Below are 18691 nucleotides of genomic sequence, written 5' to 3' on the forward strand. Positions count from 1 at the left end.
AAGTCTTCCCATGTTGAATAGCTCCCCACAAGCGAAGCGCCTGAGCGATATTCGCGTCGCGCTGAAACGTCAAGATTTGGATGCGCTGATTGTGCCGCGCTTTGATGCCCATATGGCTGAGTATGTTGCCGATTGCGACAAACGTTTGCTGTGGGCGACCGGCTTTTCCGGGTCCGCCGGGCTGGCGCTGATCACGCAGGATCAGGCGATCCTGTTTGTCGATGGGCGCTACACCGTGCAGGTGCGCGAGCAATGTCCGGAAGATTTGTTTTCTTATCGTCATTTGCATGACCAACCGTTGGCCGATTGGCTCAAAACCACAGAGCAGCGCGGTCTGCGCATCGGCTTTGATCCCATGCATATCCCTGCCAGCTGGCATAAGGACCTGAGTGACGCGGCAAGCCAATCGCACAATCATCTGATCGCCACAGAAGACAATATCATCGATCAACTCTGGACTGACCAGCCACCCCCCGTTGCCGACAAGGCCCGCCCGTTTGACGCACAAAAGAGCGGTGAACATTCTGCCATCAAGCGCAAACGCATTGCGGCGCATTTGGTGGCGCAGAACATTGATGTGCTGGTGGAGAACCAGCCGGACAATATTGCGTGGCTCTTGAACATTCGCGGCAATGACATCGCCTATAACCCCTTTATCAACTCATTCCTCACCCTTGATCGGAACGGGGCGGTGCAATGGTTTGTCGATCCGCAAAAGGTGCCGCAAGACCTGACCGATTTTGAGTTAGATGGCGTTGAAATCTGCGCGCCAGAACGGTTTCTGCCCGCCATTGCCGACCATGCGGCCAGCGATAAAGTTTTGGGATATGACCCCTTGTTCACCCCCGTTGCCGTTCAATTCGCGGCAGGGGAGGCCGGTCAAATCAAGCATGGCCGCAGTGCCATAACGTTGACCAAAGCGATCAAAAACGCCACCGAGTTGGGTGGCATGCGCGATTGTCACAGGCGTGATGGCATTGCCTGGACCGAGCTCGGCGCGTGGCTGCACGCCGAAGTTGGTCCGCGCTTTGAAGCGGGCAACCCGATCACCGAATTGGAGGTGGCGCAAAAGATCGAACAGCTGCGCGCGCAACTGCCAGGTTTCGAACAACTCAGCTTTGATGTGATTTCCGGCGCCGGGCCAAATGGCGCCATGTGCCACTATAAAGTCACCGAACACTCTAATCGGTCACTCGATCCCCAAGATATCTATTTGCACGATTCCGGCGGCCAGTTTACTGACGGCACCACCGACAGCACCCGCACCTATAGTTTTAGTAAAACTTCGCCTGAATTTCGCGAAAATTATACCGCCGTTTTGCGTGGATTTTTGGCGCTGGCGACGCTCAAATTTCCGCCAAAAACATTCGGCCATCATATCGATGCCATTGCCCGCGCCCCGCTCTGGTCGATCAAAAAAGATTATGACCATGGCACTGGCCATGGGGTTGGTCACAATCTTTCTGTCCACGAACAACCCCAGCGCATTGGCCGAGCGTTCAATGATGTAGAGTTGGTGCCCGGCATGGTGCTCAGCATTGAACCGGGCTATTACATCGCTGGAAAATATGGCATTCGTATCGAAAATCTTTTTGAAATCATTGACTTGGGCGACGGCTTCTACGGCTTTGAAACCTTGAGCTATATGCCCATCGAAACCAAAGCCGTTTTGCCAGAACGACTCACGCAAACAGAGCGCGAATGGCTAAATGCCTATCATCAAAAATGCTTTGAGCTTTTGAACGATCGTGTGAGTGCCAGAGCGCTTGACTATCTCAAGCGCACAACACGGCCAGTTTAAGAAGGTGTTATGGGGCGGCACCTGCCGTCCCAGCCGCGCAAAGGCCTCGTCCTCAAACCAATCCAAACACCAAGTCCAACTCGGCTTTCAGATGTCATGGGCCAGTGGAGCGCTCTGGACGTATTCTGATACTTGTTCTGATGCTTGGACAGGTTTACTGTTTTGAATTCAAAGGAACAATAAGGGAATTGGTGCCCTGGAGAAGACTCGAACTTCCACTTCCATACGGAAACTAGCACCTGAAGCTAGCGCGTCTACCAATTCCGCCACCAGGGCACGACAGCGATGAGAACTAAAAGGCAGATGCGCGTTTGTCAATTGCCTTGTTGCGCTTATCTGATTTTTCCTTTGAAAGCGGGCGTCATTCGGTCTCGACAATCGGCGATGTGCAGGTTAATGAAGGGGCCAAGATCGTTATTGCGCCCCGCAAAAAGGGCGCCAGCACCGAGGTTTTGAAAAGATGGGCACAAACGCACCAAAATTGGTCACCATTTTCGGCGGGTCAGGATTTGTTGGGCGGCAACTGGTTCAGCATCTGGCCAAAAAAGGCTATCGGATTCGCGTGGCGGTGCGGCGACCGGATTTGGCAGGCGATGTACGGCCTTTGGGTGCGGTCGGTCAAATCCATCCGATCCAGGCCAATGTGCGCGACAAGCCATCAGTGGAGCGGGCTGTGGCCGGGGCCGATATTGTGATCAACCTCACCGGCATTCTGTTTGAAAGCGGCAAGCAGCGTTTTCATGCGGTTCAAGCTGAGGGGGCAAAACATGTGGCGGAAGCCGCCGCAGCGGCTGGTGCCGAGCAGCTCGTGCATATGTCAGCACTAGGCGCAGATACCGAAAGCGAGAGCGCCTATGCCCGCTCAAAGGCGATGGGCGAGCAGGAAGTGTTCAAAGCCTTCCCAGAAGCCGTGATTATTCGCCCCTCAATCATCTTTGGCGCTGAGGACGGATTCTTTAACATGTTTGGCGCATTGGCGCGCTTGTCACCGGTGCTGCCGCTTGTGGGCGGTGATACGAAAATGCAGCCGATCTATGTTGGCGATGTGGCAGACGCGTTTGATGTGGCGGCAGAAGGCGGCGTAAAGGGCGGCAAGATTTATGAGATTGGTGGCCCGAAAGTGGAAACCATGAAGGAATTGTTGCAACGCCTGTTGCGCGAAATCGAGCGCAAAAATGTGCTGCTGCCAATTCCAACCCCGATCGCCAAAGCCATTGGCTGGGTGATGCAAATTTTACCGAACCCGATGCTGACTGTGGATCAGGTGAAATTGCTGCAGCACGACAATGTGGTGAGCGAAGAGGCGAAAAAGCAAAAGCGCACCATTAAGGCATTTGGCATTGAGCCCAAAACCATGGACGCGATTATGCCCACCTATGTATGGCGCTTTATGAAGCATGGTCAGTTCGACCGTCGCACTGAACCTTTGAAGCGCGACTAGGGTTACCTCAATTTATTGAGCAATCGGGCAAGGGTGGCGCGTTCATCCTTGCCCAATTTTTTTTGCACCAAATCATCAAGACATTGCGCATAGATGGTCCACATCCGCGCCCGCATCTCTTTACCCTTTTGGGTGATCACCGCACGACATCCTCGTCGGTCTTCATCGCACACCACCCGATCAATCAGCCTGGCATTCACCAAACGGTCCAACAGCCGCGACGTCTGATATTGCGGCAGCAGCAATTGCGGGATCAGGGCGTTAGGGCGAATGCCGCCATCGCCTGCCTTTTCAATTTCCCATAAGGCGTCATACCAGCTTAAGCTTGGCAGATCAGCCTTTTTGAAGGCGGCCTCCACCTGCTCAATCAAGGTGCGACTTGTAATATGTAGGCTTTGCCACGCTTTTGTGGTTTCAAGATCAATGCTCATGCGAGTTTCTACCAGATATATGCAATTGCATCAATATTGACTTCCGTCGAAAAACCAATTTACATGCATTTGCATATAAATTGAAAGGAACAGCCATGTCTTTGAAACTGGTCAGTCACTATTTGTGTCCCTACGTGCAGCGGGCCATGATCACATTGAGCGAAAAACAAGTGTCATTTGAAAAGGAATATATCGACCTCGGCAATAAGCCCGATTGGTTCTTGCAAAAGTCGCCACTGGGCAAAACACCTCTCCTGCTGGCCGACGATGCGGCAATTTTTGAATCGGCGGTGATCGTTGAATATCTAGAGGATACACAACAAAACCCGCTTCATCCGGCTGACCCTTTAGAGCGGGCGCAGCATCGGGCTTGGGTAGAATTTGGCTCCTCAATCCTCAATGATATTGCCGGGCTTTATAGCGCCAAGGACAAAGCGGGCTTTAATCAGCAGATCGATAAAATCAAGGATAAGTTTGCTTGGCTGGAAAAAGTGGTCGGCGAGGGCCCGTTTTTTGCGGGTGAAAAGTTCAGCGTCGTCGATGCCACCTTCGGCCCGATTTTTCGCTATTTCGATGTGTTTGAAGAGGTCGAAGATTTTGGCTTTTTTGTCGATGTCCCCAAAGTGGCGGCATGGCGCAGGGCGCTGGCTGCGCGGCCTTCGGTGATCAATGCCGTGGCGCCGGAATATGATCAGCAATTGCTGGCCTTTTTAAAAAAGCGCGACAGCTTTCTCGCCAGCAAAATTCACTGATATTGTACGCAAAATAAGAGGCGGCAGCGCCGCCTCTTATTAGAATTGCACCACAAAAATGAGGCCGAGAATGCCGGCAATAATCCGCCACCAGCCAAAAATGGAAAAGCCGAATCGCGAGACAAAGTCCAGCAGATAGCGCACAACCAATGCGCCCACCACGAAGGCGGCAGCAAAACCAACGGCAATTGCAATCCCCGCATCAAAGGTGATCACGTCAATATTTTTATAAAGATCATAGCCAAACGCCCCGGTCATAATCGGCAGGGCGATGAAAAAGGTGAACTCGGCGGCGGAGCGCTTATCTGTGCCCATCAGCATGGAGCCCACAATGGTGGCGCCTGAACGCGACACGCCGGGCACCAATGCCAGCATCTGGAAGATGCCAATGCCAAAGCACAGCTTAAGCGGATAGTGATAAATATCATCATATTTCGGCTCCAGCTTCAGCCGGTCGACAATGATCAGAATGATGCCCCCCGTGATCAGCATGATGCAGATAATCAGTGGCGCGTTGTAGAGCACCGATTTGATATAGCCGTGCAGCAGCACCCCGGCCAAAGCAGCAGGCACCGACGCCAGCAAGACCCCGGCCGCGAATCGCAGCGCATATTTTTCGCCCTTGAAGAAATCACGCACCAATTGCAGCAGCCGCGTGAAATAAATCGTGACAATCGCCAGAATGGCCCCCAACTGAATCAGCACCTCAAACGTGCGGCCCGGATTGGTGAAACCCAGCCATTCGCCCAGCAACAGGATGTGCGCGGTGGAGGAAACGGGCAAAAATTCGGTCAAACCTTCAACAATGCCCAAAATAAGGGGCACAAAAATGCCTTGATCCGGGTTCATGAAAACTCCTAAATGCGATGCTTTGGGGGACAAATTAAGCGTGTTGTCCTTATCTTGCCTTAACGCATTTCAATTCATTGGCCAATCGCATAAAATTGGCGCATTCTTGGCCGCGTGCGAAACTAAAGAGGTTTGTTTGTGTCTGCACCAACATTGCTGCATTATGTTCTGGATCCTTATTCAAGGCTCATTCGCTTAATGTGCGCGGAATATGGCTTTGATGTGGAGTTGAAAGACGTCAAACCCTGGCGGCGCGAAGAAGAGTTCCTGGCCATCAACCCGGCAGCGGAAACCCCGGTGCTGCAGGCCGAGGGCAAACTGGCCATTGTCGGCATCTCCGCGGTGATGATGTTTATTGAAGAAAACACCGAAACCGCTTTGCCATTGCTGCCACATAATATTGTCGACCGTGCCGAAACCCGCCGTCTGCTGGATTGGGCCCTGTTCAAATTTTCCGATGATGTCTCCCGTTATATTTTGGAAGAAAAATTCATCAAGAATGATATGAAGGGCCAAACGCCGGACACCAATGTGTTGCGCGTGGCGCGCCTCAACCGCACCGAGCATCTGGCCTATTTTGATTATCTCCTGTCTGCCCGCAAATGGCTGGCGGGGGAAGAGCTGACCATGGCGGATTTTGCCTTGGCTGCGCAAATCTCCAGCCTTGATTATCTCTCCGAAATGCCGTGGGACGATGTGCCTGAAGTCAAAGAATGGTACCAACGCCTGAAATCGCGCCCGGCCTTCCGCACGCTGCTGAATGATCGCGTGTTGGGCATGCCCGCTTCCAAAACCTATGCGGATCTAGATTTTTAGCCGTGACCCTGTCGCCGGAAAAACTGCGCCAGAAAATTGAAAGCCGCGCCCGCGATCTCGGCTTTGTGGCCTTCGGCATTGGCGATGCGTCTGGCCATCCGGAAGCGCCTGAGCGTTTGCAAGAAGCGCTGGCACAAGATTTTCATGGCGATATGCACTGGCTGAAGGACACCATCGACCGCCGCGCGACACCGCAACATATGTGGCCTGAGGCCAAATCGGCGATTGTGCTGGGCTATAATTATGGCCCGGACCAAAACCCGCTCGAACAATTGGACGACACGGAAAACGGGCTGATCTCCGTTTATGCCCGCCATCGCGATTATCACGACATCATCAAAGGCAAGCTGAAAGAAATTGCAGGCCTGTTGGCGCGCCAGGGCAATTGCGAGGTCAAAGTGTTTGTCGATACCGCGCCGCTGATGGAAAAGCCTTTGGGAGAGCAGGCGGGCATTGGCTGGCAGGGCAAGCACACCGTGCTGGTGAGCCGCGATCATGGCTGCTGGCTGTTTTTGGGCACGATTCTGACAGATTATGCCTTTGTGCCGGATGCTCCCGGCAAAGACCGGTGCGGCAATTGCCGCCGTTGCCTCGATATCTGCCCCACCAATGCGTTCCCCGCGCCCTATCAATTGGATGCGCGGCGCTGCATTGCCTATCTCACCAATGAATATAAGGGCGTGATTCCGGTGGAATTCCGCAAACCCATCGGCAACCGCATTTATGGCTGCGATGATTGCCTCGCCGTCTGCCCCTGGAACAAATTCGCCTCCGTCGCGCGGGATGAAAAATTGCGCAGTCGGGAGGAATTGCGCTCACCTGACCTGGTGGACCTTGCCACGTTCGACGACGCGGCGTTCCGCGCCTTTTTTAAAGGCTCGCCGATCAAGCGGTTGGGGCGCAATGCCTTTATCCGCAACGTGCTGATTGCTTTGGGCAATGCCCCAAACAAGCCTGAAATTAGGGCGGCAATCGAACCGCATTTGACCGATGACAGTGCGCTGGTACGGTCGGCGGCCGTGTGGGCCATGGATCAACATTGTGATCAGGCGGCATTTGACCAACTGCGCCAAGCGCATTATGCCGCAGAGCAAGACGAACGTGTACGCGCAGAATGGGACCGGACCGCAAAATGAAGATGTTAATTTTTGGCTTAGGCTATTCCGGGCAATATATCGCCAAGAGCTTTGCGGGCGATGTGGTCGGCACCACGCGATCGGCGGACAAACGCAACGCGTTGAAATCCAAAGGCTTCAAAGTGGAACTGTTTGACGGCACCATGACTGACGCGGTGGCGCTCCAACTCAAGGACACCACCCATCTGGTGATATCCGCCAGTCCGTCCGAAGCTGGCGATCCAGTGTTGCCCGCGCTGGGTGAGTTGAAGAAGACCTGCCCCAATTTGCAGTGGGTAGGCTATCTCTCCACCGTTGGCGTTTATGGCAATTTTGATGGTGCGTGGATATCGGAAAAGACGCCGCCTGACCCGGTTTCAAAACGTGGTCAATGGCGGGTTGCTGCGGAAAACGCCTGGGCGGCGGCGTGCCGCAATGCCAAAGTGGATTTTGCCATTTTCCGACTGGCAGGCATCTACGGACCGGGTCGCTCCACTTTTGATAAATTGCGTAAGGGCAAATCCCGCCGGATCATCAAGCCCGGCCAGGTGTTTAACCGCATCCACGTGGTGGACATTGCCCAGATCGTCAACGCCGCGGCGCGTCAGCAAGCCACTGGCGTGTTTAACGGCGCGGATCATGAGCCGGCACCGCCGCAAACCGTGATTGAATATGCCGCAAAGCTGGCCAATATGCCGCTGCCGCCAGAAGAGCCGTTTGAAACCGCTGAAATGACGCCCATGGCGCGCTCTTTTTATGGCGACAATAAACGCTGCGGCAATGCGCGCCTGTCAAAGGATTTGGGCATCACGCTGAAATTCCCGACCTATCGCGAGGGGCTGGAAGCTATTCTGACGCAAATGAGCGGATAATCTTTTGCATCAAGGCAAGGTCCTGCGGGCGGCTTAAGCGATGGTCGCCATCGGGCACCAGCGTGAACCGTGCCTCATCATGCAAAAAATGCCGATAGGTCTCCTGTGCGTGGGCGAGGGGCACATCCGGGTCCTGCCCGCCATGGATGATGTGCACCGGCGCGCCGGTTTTTAGCGGTGTATCCAGCAGCGCATGGGCGTTGCCATCTTCCACCAGATCTTTGGTGTAGATATAGGGCCCGTCGCCATAGCGGCTTTCGCGCAAAAGTTCGCCTTCACTCGCTAACTTCGCCAGTTCGTCCGGCGCAAAGCGCTGTGGCAGCAAACGCTTGGTAAAATCCACCCCCGGCGCAATCAGCACCAGCGCTTTGGCAGGCGGGTGCCCCTGTTCAAGCAGATATCTATTGAGCAACAGCGCAAGCCACGCGCCCATGGAGGAGCCGATGAGAATCTGCGGCCCATGCGCAAAGCGTTCATAAACGGCGATGGCATCAGAAAGCCAACCGGAAATGGTTTGGTCGCGAAAGTCCCCACTCGACTGGCCATGTGCAGCATAATCAAATCGGGTGGTGGCAAGACCCATTTCCTGCCCCAACGCCTCCACCGCTTCAGCCTTGCCACCGCACATGTTGGACATAAACCCGCCCAACCAGAACAGGCCCGGCCCACCCCTTGGCTTGTGGATAGCGGCGAGTTGGTGTTTGGAGCGGTGATTTTGATGGTCAATCCAGTGGGTTGGCTGCTGCATTTGCTTTTCTTTTGGAACCGGGCGCACTATTTTGTCGTTTCGTAGCGAATCTTTTGGTCAAGGTGTTGACTTTGAGCGCATTTGACCAGATTTTATGCCACGCAACCTAATATCTTTTGTCAAAAGAAGGAATTGACACCATTCGTCGTCCACAAAGACCTGTACAACCCCAAAAAGGCGGCCCCCGCGCAAATAATGACATCAATGTGCCAGAAGTTCAGCTGATCGATGCTGAAGGGGATAACCGCGGCGTGGTAAACACACGCGAAGCGCTCACAATGGCACAGGATGCCGGTTTGGACCTTGTTGAGGTTTCACCAAACGCCAAACCACCCGTATGCAAAATTCTGGACTTGGGCAAATATAAATACCAAGCGCAGAAAAAAGCGGCCGAAGCGCGCAAAAAGCAAAAGGTTATCGACGTCAAAGAAATCAAGATGCGTCCCAATACGGATACGCATGACTTTGAGGTCAAGATGCGCAACATCGTCAAGTTCCTGGAAGGCGGTGATAAGGTTAAGGTCACCATGCGCTTCCGTGGACGGGAGATGGCGCACCAAGAATTGGGCCTGCAGCTTTTGAACCAAGTGCGCGAGCGCGTCGAGGAGATCTCAAAGGTTGAAGCCAAGCCAAAAACCGAAGGCCGTCAGATGATCATGATCCTGGCGCCGACAGCGTCGAAATAAAGACCTGTATAAAGAATGCAAAAGGCTCCTTCGGGAGCCTTTATTTTTCCGGCAAAAACCAGGCAGTGGGACACCAGTCGCGCCGGTAGGGCGAAGGCTCGTGGGGGTTCCCATTAAATTGCAAATAGACATAGAAGAGGTTTGACCCTATCCCACTCGCTTGACCATTTGAATTCTCGGCTGTAACGCCTGAAAGCTCTGTCTTTTTTTTATCCCAGTAATATTGGTATTGTTCGGGCTGCTCCGATTCAATAAATAGCCCGACATTTTTGGTATAAATAAAAGCATTGCCTGACGGCCCATAATTGCCGGGATAGCTGCCGCCGATAGACTCTGAATCGAAAAAATGGACGTTGCTATCGCCGCGTCGTAAAATGCGCCCATCCGGAAATTTGAGTGCGATATCTGCGTCGGAGCCACCTCCGGCATGCATCTTTGAAAAAACCGTTGCCCGCCCGATCAGCAATCCATTGGGCATTTCAATGCAATCAAAGCGGGCCGCAAAATGCGCCAAAAGATAGAGCACGACAAACACACCGATAAACAGCACGGATAAAACCAGGCAACCAATAGCATCATAGGAACCTGGTGGATCGCTATGGGCAAGGGGCATGATAAACTCTTTGTTCACTCAAGGCAAAGTCCATGCGGTTGGACACCATTTGCGATGGGTATTGCGGTTTTTTTGTAGCGTTAGATAAATGTGAAACAAGTTGGAGTTCACGCTACTCGCTCGACCATTAGAATTGGTGGGGGACATGCCCGCCAATTCTGCCATTTTTTTATCCCGATAAAATTGGAATTGTTCAGGCTGTTCAGATTCAATAAACACCCCAACGTCTTTGATATACACAAAATTATCGCTCCGCCGCTGCTTATCGTTCGGATAAATGCCCCCAATCGATTCAGAATCATAAAATCTGATATTGCCATCCCCGCGCCGTAAAATGCGCCCATCGGGAAACTTCAGGGCAATATCTGGTTCGGCGCCGCCCCTGCCGTGCATTTTAGAAAAAACGGTTGCTTGCCCGATCAGCAACCCATTGGGCATCTCAACGCAAGAAAAGCGCCCGGCAATATTCGCATATAACAGCAACAGACCGAGCAAACCGGCAAATAGCCCGCTCAAAACGAGGCAGCCAATCTTATCGTATGAGTCTGTGGCGGTATTATGCGTTGCTGTCATAGCCGCTTATTCCCTTGTCGGCATAGACAGTGGCTTTAACAGTGGCGCCCCAGCTATCCGCAATTGTATAGTATTTGCTGTGAGGGATTTCCCGCAAATCTTTCCGTCTGAGACGATGCCACAAAACATCGCCATCTATCTTGGGCAAATGAAGGCGCAAACGGTGCCGCAGCTTCTCCAATGCATCATGCATAATGATTTCATCAGAATGTGGATCAATATTGTTGTCTCTGAGGTAGGCACCGATATTGAGCGGGTCGCGAAATTCATCCCACAACTCAAAGTCGATGGTGCCACCAATATATAGTTGGGAACCGAACTTCTTAAAGTTACCACGGAACATCCCTTTTATTGTGGTCCAGCCCAGGGAAAATACAACATCTGTCATGTCGTAAGAAGCGGAAAATTCCTCGGTGAATACACCGCCGTTGGGCTCTGACATCATGACTTCACGCGCCTTTTTGGCAATTTGACAAGGCAGTCTTGCGGGGTCATCAATGGCTTCTCTGCGATATTCCCGCACCACTTTGACGAGATTGCCCGTATTGCGCAGTCTAATCGCTCGGCCTTTGCCATAGAAATAATGCAGTAGATAATCAATGTCGCTCCAGGCGCGTCCATTGTCAGAAACATCATGCAACTTAATCTCAAACTGTTCGGCACTGCTGGGCACATAGGGCACCGCGCGGCAGCGGCAACCAAAATCCTCGCCGGGATGGCCTGTGGGTGGCGGGTTATCCCATGCAAAAATTTTGCCGTGATTGGCTGCATGTGAGGCGCGGACTTTTTGATCCTGCCGCGTCGTCCAGATATAAAAGCCGGTCTGGCGCTGTGCTTTCGGCTTAAGGCTACGCTCAATCGGCGTGCCATAGCGCAAATAATCATTGAACGCGTTTTTATAGCCAGGAGTATGGCGGTCTAGAAATGGAGAGGGCATCAATAAAATTCTCAAAAACTTGCTATAAATATAACCCTAGGTTAACAAAAGCTTTGCAGATTGCAAAGGAATTTATTCCTATCGCAGATCGGGTGTATAATTGATGAGGCAAAGCCAAAAAGCTTCGGCAGCAAATGAGGTTGGCGTGATGAGTGGCGTAATAATCAGATATGGCAGTTTGCTGGCGCTGTTTCTGATCTTGCTGGAGTTTTTGCGGCGCACATCTTACGCCTATTTTTGGCCCAGTGCGCTTTACCCGACTTTGATTGCCTTGGTCTTTCTGGTGCTTGGTGGCGTTGGCGTGTGGCTTTGGGCGCGGCCCAAATTCGGCACGACGCATCCTGAGGTCCCAGTGCGCGACGCGCAGCGCATCGCCGAAATTGGTCTCACAGAGCGCGAGACCGATGTGTTGATTTTTCTGATGCATGGCTACACCAACAAGCAGATCGCAGCGCAATTAAAGGTGGCGCCATCCACCATCAAAACCCATGTGAAGAACATTTTTGCAAAGCTCGATGTGGCCAACCGCACAGAGGCGGCCAGCGAAGCGCGCGTCCTTGGTTTGATTGAATAAACACCCGCATCCTCCTTTTGGGGGAGGACAAGTGCGCTTTGATCGGTCAAGATAAAGCGATCAAATGCAGGTGGGGGACATTATGCAATCTATCATCAAATGGGGCGTCATTGTCGGCGCGGTGATGACGCTTTTTATGCTCGGGTCATATATAGTGGTGGCGGGCAATCAGGCGGAAAATATGGGCATGGCCGAGATGGCGGGCTATGTGGGTATGATTGCCGCCCTCGCCATCATTCTTTTTGCAATGCATCAACAATTTAACGCGCGGGCCGACAAGCAAAGCCTTTGGCAGCGCATTATATTTGGCATGGGCATCGCCTTTGTTGCAGGCGTCATCTTTGCCATTTGCGATGTGATCTACACCTTCATGATCAATCCCGACTTTATGGATGCCTATTTCCAATATTATCTCAGCACCCTGCCGGTGCAGGAAGGGCCGGAATATGAGCGCATGGTAGAAGACGCCATGGCGCAGCGCGAAATGTTTGCCCAACCGGTCATGGTGTTTCTGGTGATGGCCGCCACCGTCTGGGTCATTGGCCTGGTGGTCTCCGTGCTCGGGGGGCTGGGGCACTATTTCTGGACAAAAACAAGACAAAATAAGCAAGCCGTGTGAGGACAATATGGAATTAGGACGATTTTCGATCAGCCTGAATGTGAAGGACATTGAGGTGTCAAAACAGTTTTATCAAAATTTGGGCTTTGACATTGTCGCTGGCGATCAAGCGCAGAATTGGCTGATCATGCAAAATGGGGAAGCCAAGATCGGGCTGTTTCAGGGCATGTTTGAGCAAAACATCATCACCTTCAATCCCAAAGACATTGCGCCGGTCCACCAAAAGCTGGATGAAATGGGCGTCGATTATTCCCGTCAAATGGGTGGCCAGGATTTTCCGAAAATGGCCATGTTCAAAGACCCGGATGGTAATAACATTCTTGTGGACCAGCATGACAACTAAAAACCATTGAAAGATAAGCCAGCAGGGGCTTGCATTTTCTTGTCCTTGCTCTTATAACCCACGAGTTCAAGCGGATCGTCCGGCCTGAAAAGGGTATGCCGTGTCGATCCAAAATGCTTAAAACCCGCCGCTTTCTACCGGGGAAGGGGCAACAAGAAGGAAAAGCAAAATGCCCAAGCTTAAGACAAAGTCTGGCGCTAAAAAGCGCTTTAAAGTGACTGGCACCGGCAAAGTCATGGCCGCAGCAGCAGGCAAACGCCACCGTTTGATCAGCCACAACGGTAAATATATCCGTCAAAACCGTGGCACCAGCGCAATGTGCGATCAAGATGCGCGTACGATCAAAAAATTCCTGCCATACGCCTAATTCTGACTTAAAGGACACCACACCATGTCACGTGTAAAAAGAGGCGTAACGAGCCACGCCCGTCATAAAAAAGTGCTCAAATCAGCCAAAGGTTATTATGGCCGTCGCAAAAATACCATCCGCGTTGCTAAGCAGGCGGTTGAAAAAGCGGGTCAGTATGCATATCGCGACCGGAAGGCGAAAAAACGTAATTTCCGTGCGTTGTGGATCCAGCGGATTAACGCTGCGGTGCGCGAACACGGCTTGACTTATGGTCGATTTATCGACGGCCTCAGCAAAGCTGAGGTTGCGGTTGACCGTAAAGTGTTGGCTGACCTGGCTGTACGTGAGCCAGAAAGCTTCAAAGCGCTGGTTGAAACAGCCAAAAACGCGCTCGGTTACCTTAAGGATGTTGACGCAACAACCCACGCTCGGGTTGCCAGCTAAACACTCCTCGCCTTATCTTTTCTGAGGCCGAATTTAAAGCCTTGCGCCACCCTCCATTTTGGGGCTGGTGCAAGGCTTTCTGCGTTTGTATGGTGCGCAAAACTTTTGCTGGGTAAAAAGAATAAACGGGACAAGGGGTCCGAAAAAATGGTTGATACCAAGGCGCTGGATGCGCTCAAATCTGAAATCCTCTCCGCGGTGGAAAAGGCGGCTGACCTGAAAGAGCTGGACGCGGTGCGCGTGGGCGCTTTGGGTAAAAAGGGTTCCATTTCTGAACAGCTAAAAGGCTTGGGCAAAATGACCCCTGAGGAGCGCAAAGTGGCTGGCCCCGCGCTCAATGGGTTGAAAACCGAAGTCGCGGCACAAATCGACGCCAAGTCTGAAGAGCTGGAAAATGCAGCGCTGAACGCCAAATTGGCCTCAGAGAAAGTCGACATTACCTTGCCGCTGCAAAAAGGACCGATGCAGCGCGGTTCCATCCACCCGATCAGCCAGACCATTGATGAAATCACCGCGATCTTTTCCGACATGGGCTTTGCTATTGCAGAAGGGCCGGACATTGAAAGCGATTATTACAATTTTACAGCACTGAACTTCCCCGAGGGGCACCCCGCCCGGGAAATGCACGACACCTTCTTCATGAAGCAAAAAGAAGGCGAGGGCAGCAATCAGGGCAAGATGGTGCTGCGTACGCACACATCACCTGTGCAAATCCGCACCATGGAAACCCAGGAGCCGCCGATCCGCATCGTGATTCCCGGCCGCACCTATCGTTGCGATAGCGACCAGACCCACACGCCCATGTTCCATCAGCTGGAAGGTTTGGTGATCGATAAATCATCTCATATCGGCCAGTTGCGCTGGGTGCTGGAAGAGTTTTTGACCGCCTTTTTCGAAGTGGATCACGTCAAAACCCGTTTCCGCCCCTCCTTCTTCCCATTCACGGAACCGTCCATGGAAGTGGATGTGCAGTGCGACCGCACTGGCAATGAAGTGAAGATTGGCGAAGGCAGCGACTGGATGGAAATTCTGGGCTGCGGCATGGTGCACCCCAATGTGATCCGCAATTGTGGCCTCGACCCCGATGTTTATCAGGGCTTCGCCTGGGGCATGGGCATCGACCGGATCGCCATGCTGAAATATGGCATGCCTGACCTGCGCGACTTCTTTGGCGCTGACCAGCGCTGGCTCGACCATTATGGCTTCCGCCCACTGGATCTGCCGACCCTGTTTGGAGGATTGTCTTCGTGACCATGCCCGTCAGCGATATGGATGAAATCTATATCGTGACCGACATTGAAAGCGATGGCCCGAGCCCGTTGCGCAATTCCATGCTGAGCTTTGCCAGCGTGGCAATGACGCGCCGTGGCCGGTTTCTGGGTGAGTTTGAAGCGGTACTTGAGCGACGCAAAGATCGGGTACCTGATCCAAAAACCATGGAATGGTGGAAGACCGAGCCCGAAGCTTATAAGGCCGCGACGGAAAATGCCCAATCACCGGAAAAGGTGATGAAGGACTATGCCACTTGGGTGAAGAGCTTTGAGGGACGAAAGGTGTTTGCCGCGGCCCCGCTGATCTTTGACGGGATTTTTATCGATCATTATCTCGATCTTTATACAAGGTCGCGAGTTTTCTCCGGCCCGACACATAGCCAAGTGATCTTCAGCGGCGGAGCTGCGGATATTTACACGATGGCAGGCATCCTGTCAGGCCATGGACATGCAGACTGGACGACACGGCAGGTGCCCGATAGCTGGATCGGTTTTCAGCCGCACAGCCATTACGCGATTGATGATGCACGCGGCTATGCGCACATGCTGAAGCGCTTTTTCATAATTGCCAGCCTGCCGCAGCATTTGCGTCGGCTCGAAATCTCCGAATTTGGCGATAGCGAGGCGCTCTGCAACGAGTTGGTGGGCCTGATTGTTGCGGGTAAAAAGACCGCAACATGTGGTGCGCTGGCCGATTATGAATCCGGCGCTGAACCTTTGCCGCAAGTGGGGCAACGCTATATCGTGCCCAATTGGGACGGGGTGCCCCAGTGCATCATTGAAACCACATCTGTTGAAGTGAAACGCTTTGACGAAGTGGACGAAGTGTTTGCCCGCGCTGAAGGCGAGGGCGATTTGAGCTATCAAAATTGGCACGATGGCCACAAAGATTATTTCACCCGCAATGGCGGGTTTGCGCCTGAAATGAAACTTGTTTGCGAACGCTTCAAGCTGATTGATGTGTTGGCGGATCAAACGACGACAAAAGAGTAAAACCGATGAAATTCACAATTGACTGGCTAAAAGATCATTTGGAGACCAAGGCGTCGAATGATGAGATCATTGAAACCCTCACCCAGATCGGCCTTGAGGTGGAAGAGGTTGAAGATCAGGCAAAAACCCTTGCGGATTTTACGGTTTGCGAAGTGATCTCAGCGGAAAAACACCCCAACGCCGATAAGCTTAAGGTGTGCATGGTCAATACCGGTAAAGGCGAACCGGTGAAGGTGGTGTGCGGCGCGCCCAATGCCCGCACCGGCATGAAGGGCGTGTTTGCGGCCTCCGGCACCTACATTCCGGGGACAGATTTTGTGCTTTCCAAAGGCGTGATCCGCGGTGAGGAAAGCAATGGCATGTTGTGCTCTGAACGTGAATTGCTGATCTCTGACGATCATGACGGCATTATCGACTTGCCCGCAGATGCACCTGTTGGCGAACGTTATGTGGATTATGCCAAGCTCGATGATGTGGTCATCGACATCGCCATCACTCCCAACCGCGGCGATTGCACGGGCATTTACGGCGTGGCGCGCGATTTGGCCGCTGCTGGTATCGGCGAATTGAAGGACGGCACCGTGAAGCCTGTGCCCGCCACACTGGACGGCAAAGGTGACATATCGGTTGAGTTCCGCTTTGGCGAAGGTGAGCCGCAAGCCTGTCAGCAATTTGCCGGGCGTTTGTTCAAAAATGTGAAAAACGGCCCATCGCCGGAATGGCTGCAACAGCGCTTGATCGCCATCGGCCTACGCCCGATTAACGCCTTGGCCGACATCACCAACTATGTGTCTTACGATCGTGGTCGCCCGCTGCATGCTTATGACGCGGACAAGATCAATGGCCAGTTCCACGCCCGAAACGCCAAGAAGGGCGAAGAAATTCTGGCCCTTGATGGCAAGACCTATGCGCTGGACGAAACCATGTGCATTTTGGCCGACGATAATGGCCCCCTTTGTATTGGCGGCATTATGGGCGGCGAGGAAAGCGGCTGTACCGAAGAAACCACCAGCCTGTTCCTCGAAAGCGCGTGGTGGGAGCCAATCGAAATTGCCCAAACCGGCCGCAAGACCGGCATCAATTCTGATGCGCGCTACCGTCTCGAGCGGCACGTTGATCCTGAATTGACCCTGCCGGGGCTTGAGCTGGCCACAAAACTGATTTTGGAGATTTGCGGCGGCGACGTGCACGAAGTCACGGTCACTGGCGATGTTCAGCCGGAAGAAAAAGTGATTGACTTCCCGTTAGCCGAAATCACCCGTTTGACCGGCCTCAAAGTGCCTTTCGCTGAAGTGAAAGCTGTGTTGACACGTCTGGGCTTTTGGATGGCCGGCACCGGCGATGTGGTGAAAGTCGCAGTGCCCTCCTACCGTCCAGACATTGAAGGCAAAGCGGATCTGGTGGAAGAAGTCATGCGCATTGTGGGCGTAGACAATGTGCCAGTGGACCCATTGCCGCGCTTGACCAGTGTTGCGCCCAAAATGCTCACCAGCATCCAAAACCGTCGCCGCATCGCGCGGCGTGCCTTGGCCGCCCGTGGCTATAATGAAGCGGTGACGTGGTCCTTTATTTCGGAGAAAGAAGCTGTCGCTTTCGGCGGTGGCCAAGATGAGCTGAAGCTGGAAAATCCGATCAGCGCAGATTTGAGTGACATGCGTCCCTCCTTGCTGCCGGGCTTGTTGGCCGCCGTGAACCGCAACACCAACCGTGGCATTGCTGATCTTTCCTTGTTTGAGGTCGGCCAGGTGTTTAAAACCGCCGATCCGGACGGGCAAAATAATTATGCTGCTGGCGTGCGGGCCGGACTGGACACGCACGCGCAAGTGGGACGCCATTGGCAAGGCAAGGTCGAGAAGCCTGATGTATTTGAAGCCAAGGCCGATCTGTTTGAAACATTGGCGCAACTGGGCGTCGATCCAAACAATCTGCAAATTGTTGCTGAGCCCGCCGAATGGGCGCATCCGGGTCGTGGCGGCCGTGTGCAATTGGGGCCGAAAAACATCATTGGCTGGTTCGGTGAGCTGCACCCTAAATTAATCAAGGAACTGGATTTGCCAAAATCCATCGCTGCCTTTGAACTGAATCTGGATGCCATCCCCGAGCCGCGCAAAAAAGCAACCCGCGCCAAACCCGCATTGACCCTGTCTGACCTGCAAACGGTGAAACGCGATTTCGCCTTTGTCGCCGACAGCAATGTGGAGGCAGGCAAATTGCTCAAGGCGGCCGGTTCTGCTGACAAGAAACTGATCACCAATGTGAATCTGTTTGACGTGTTTGAAGGCGGCAATCTGGGCGAAGGTAAAAAATCTCTGGCGATTGAGGTGACCATTCAACCCAAGGACAAAACGCTCACTGATGAAGAAATCGACACCATCAGCCAAAAAGTGGTGGCCGCAGTGCAAAAGGCTACCAAAGCCGAATTGCGGGGATGAAGGTGATAAAGTCGTCGGCGTTCTTCAGCGCA

At 53.0% G+C, this 18691-nt stretch carries 21 protein-coding genes and 1 tRNA gene; 15 read left to right on the forward strand and 7 right to left on the reverse strand.

Going from position 1 to position 18691, the window contains the following annotated elements:
- Window positions 1-10 precede the first annotated feature (10 nt).
- The gene (locus L1I42_RS02175) at window positions 11-1801 is read left to right on the forward strand and encodes an aminopeptidase P family protein (RefSeq protein WP_236112865.1); all 1791 of its coding nucleotides are present in this window, start codon (window positions 11-13) and stop codon (window positions 1799-1801) included.
- Between the two features lie 189 nt (window positions 1802-1990).
- Here the strand turns inward: L1I42_RS02175 and L1I42_RS02180 are convergent.
- Window positions 1991-2077, reverse strand: a tRNA-Leu gene (locus tag L1I42_RS02180).
- Between the two features lie 184 nt (window positions 2078-2261).
- Between L1I42_RS02180 and L1I42_RS02185 the strand changes: the two genes are divergently transcribed.
- Window positions 2262-3242: a complex I NDUFA9 subunit family protein gene (locus L1I42_RS02185; RefSeq protein ID WP_236112866.1), complete on the forward strand. Its 981-nt coding sequence runs from the start codon at window positions 2262-2264 to the stop codon at window positions 3240-3242.
- Between the two features lie 2 nt (window positions 3243-3244).
- Here L1I42_RS02185 and L1I42_RS02190 read toward each other — a convergent pair whose 3' ends face one another.
- Window positions 3245-3673, reverse strand: coding sequence for a MarR family winged helix-turn-helix transcriptional regulator (locus L1I42_RS02190; RefSeq protein WP_236112867.1), 429 nt, complete (start codon window positions 3671-3673; stop codon window positions 3245-3247).
- 95 nt (window positions 3674-3768) lie between these two features.
- Between L1I42_RS02190 and L1I42_RS02195 the strand changes: the two genes are divergently transcribed.
- Window positions 3769-4425: a glutathione S-transferase family protein gene (locus tag L1I42_RS02195; RefSeq protein WP_236112868.1), complete on the forward strand. Its 657-nt coding sequence runs from the start codon at window positions 3769-3771 to the stop codon at window positions 4423-4425.
- Window positions 4426-4464: 39 nt separating this feature from the next.
- Here the strand turns inward: L1I42_RS02195 and L1I42_RS02200 are convergent, their stop codons facing one another.
- Entirely contained in the window at window positions 4465-5274 is an 810-nt protein-coding gene (locus L1I42_RS02200; protein WP_236112869.1) for an undecaprenyl-diphosphate phosphatase, read from the reverse strand.
- A gap of 138 nt (window positions 5275-5412) precedes the next feature.
- Between L1I42_RS02200 and L1I42_RS02205 the strand changes: the two genes are divergently transcribed.
- From L1I42_RS02205 to L1I42_RS02215, 3 genes are read left to right on the forward strand one after another with little or no spacing between them, the layout of a single operon-like run.
- Window positions 5413-6090: a glutathione S-transferase family protein gene (locus L1I42_RS02205; protein ID WP_236112870.1), complete on the forward strand. Its 678-nt coding sequence runs from the start codon at window positions 5413-5415 to the stop codon at window positions 6088-6090.
- Window positions 6091-6092: 2 nt separating this feature from the next.
- The gene (gene queG, locus L1I42_RS02210) at window positions 6093-7226 is read left to right on the forward strand and encodes a tRNA epoxyqueuosine(34) reductase QueG (RefSeq protein WP_236112871.1); all 1134 of its coding nucleotides are present in this window, start codon (window positions 6093-6095) and stop codon (window positions 7224-7226) included.
- Window positions 7223-8077 (forward strand): SDR family oxidoreductase, encoded by an 855-nt coding sequence (locus tag L1I42_RS02215; RefSeq protein WP_236112872.1) that lies wholly within the window; start codon window positions 7223-7225, stop codon window positions 8075-8077. Before queG ends, L1I42_RS02215 begins: the two co-directional genes overlap by 4 nt.
- On the opposite strand, the gene L1I42_RS02220 is transcribed toward L1I42_RS02215, so the two are convergent.
- A complete protein-coding gene (locus L1I42_RS02220; protein ID WP_236112873.1) occupies window positions 8052-8825 on the reverse strand; it encodes an alpha/beta hydrolase in 774 nt (257 codons plus the stop codon). The genes L1I42_RS02215 and L1I42_RS02220 overlap by 26 nt on opposite strands.
- Window positions 8826-8965: 140 nt before the next feature.
- Between L1I42_RS02220 and infC the strand changes: the two genes are divergently transcribed.
- Window positions 8966-9511, forward strand: coding sequence for a translation initiation factor IF-3 (gene infC / locus L1I42_RS02225; RefSeq protein ID WP_236114150.1), 546 nt, complete (start codon window positions 8966-8968; stop codon window positions 9509-9511).
- Between the two features lie 40 nt (window positions 9512-9551).
- On the opposite strand, the gene L1I42_RS02230 is transcribed toward infC, so the two are convergent.
- From L1I42_RS02230 to L1I42_RS02240, 3 genes are read right to left on the reverse strand one after another with little or no spacing between them, the layout of a single operon-like run.
- Entirely contained in the window at window positions 9552-10142 is a 591-nt protein-coding gene (locus tag L1I42_RS02230; RefSeq protein WP_236112874.1) for a hypothetical protein, read from the reverse strand.
- Window positions 10143-10697, reverse strand: a complete 555-nt coding sequence (locus tag L1I42_RS02235) for a ubiquitin family protein (protein ID WP_236112875.1) — start codon at window positions 10695-10697, stop codon at window positions 10143-10145.
- A complete protein-coding gene (locus tag L1I42_RS02240; protein ID WP_236112876.1) occupies window positions 10681-11634 on the reverse strand; it encodes a phage minor head protein in 954 nt (317 codons plus the stop codon). The genes L1I42_RS02235 and L1I42_RS02240 overlap by 17 nt, the downstream gene beginning before the upstream one ends.
- A gap of 148 nt (window positions 11635-11782) precedes the next feature.
- On the opposite strand from L1I42_RS02240, the gene L1I42_RS02245 reads away from it, so the two are divergent.
- From L1I42_RS02245 to pheT, 8 genes are all read left to right on the forward strand, one after another.
- Window positions 11783-12208, forward strand: coding sequence for a response regulator transcription factor (locus tag L1I42_RS02245; RefSeq protein WP_236112877.1), 426 nt, complete (start codon window positions 11783-11785; stop codon window positions 12206-12208).
- 82 nt (window positions 12209-12290) lie between these two features.
- On the forward strand, window positions 12291-12827 hold the full coding sequence (locus L1I42_RS02250; protein WP_236112878.1) for a DUF4199 domain-containing protein: 537 nt from the start codon (window positions 12291-12293) through the stop codon (window positions 12825-12827).
- Window positions 12828-12834: 7 nt separating this feature from the next.
- On the forward strand, window positions 12835-13170 hold the full coding sequence (locus tag L1I42_RS02255) for a VOC family protein (protein ID WP_236112879.1): 336 nt from the start codon (window positions 12835-12837) through the stop codon (window positions 13168-13170).
- 169 nt (window positions 13171-13339) lie between these two features.
- Window positions 13340-13537, forward strand: coding sequence for a 50S ribosomal protein L35 (gene rpmI, locus L1I42_RS02260; protein WP_236112880.1), 198 nt, complete (start codon window positions 13340-13342; stop codon window positions 13535-13537).
- A gap of 24 nt (window positions 13538-13561) precedes the next feature.
- Window positions 13562-13963: a 50S ribosomal protein L20 gene (gene rplT / locus L1I42_RS02265; RefSeq protein ID WP_133573117.1), complete on the forward strand. Its 402-nt coding sequence runs from the start codon at window positions 13562-13564 to the stop codon at window positions 13961-13963.
- Window positions 13964-14110: 147 nt separating this feature from the next.
- Window positions 14111-15214, forward strand: coding sequence for a phenylalanine--tRNA ligase subunit alpha (gene pheS, locus L1I42_RS02270; RefSeq protein ID WP_236112881.1), 1104 nt, complete (start codon window positions 14111-14113; stop codon window positions 15212-15214).
- 2 nt (window positions 15215-15216) lie between these two features.
- Window positions 15217-16227, forward strand: a complete 1011-nt coding sequence (locus L1I42_RS16325) for an ASCH domain-containing protein (RefSeq protein WP_369413084.1) — start codon at window positions 15217-15219, stop codon at window positions 16225-16227.
- A gap of 5 nt (window positions 16228-16232) precedes the next feature.
- Window positions 16233-18659 carry a phenylalanine--tRNA ligase subunit beta gene (pheT, locus tag L1I42_RS02285; RefSeq protein WP_236112882.1) on the forward strand — a complete coding sequence of 809 codons (2427 nt, stop codon included), beginning with the start codon at window positions 16233-16235 and terminating at the stop codon, window positions 18657-18659.
- Window positions 18660-18691 lie beyond the last annotated feature (32 nt).

It is taken from the genome of Maritalea mediterranea, from assembly GCF_021568695.1.
In the GTDB taxonomy this organism is placed as follows: Bacteria; Pseudomonadota; Alphaproteobacteria; order Rhizobiales; family Devosiaceae; genus Maritalea; species Maritalea mediterranea.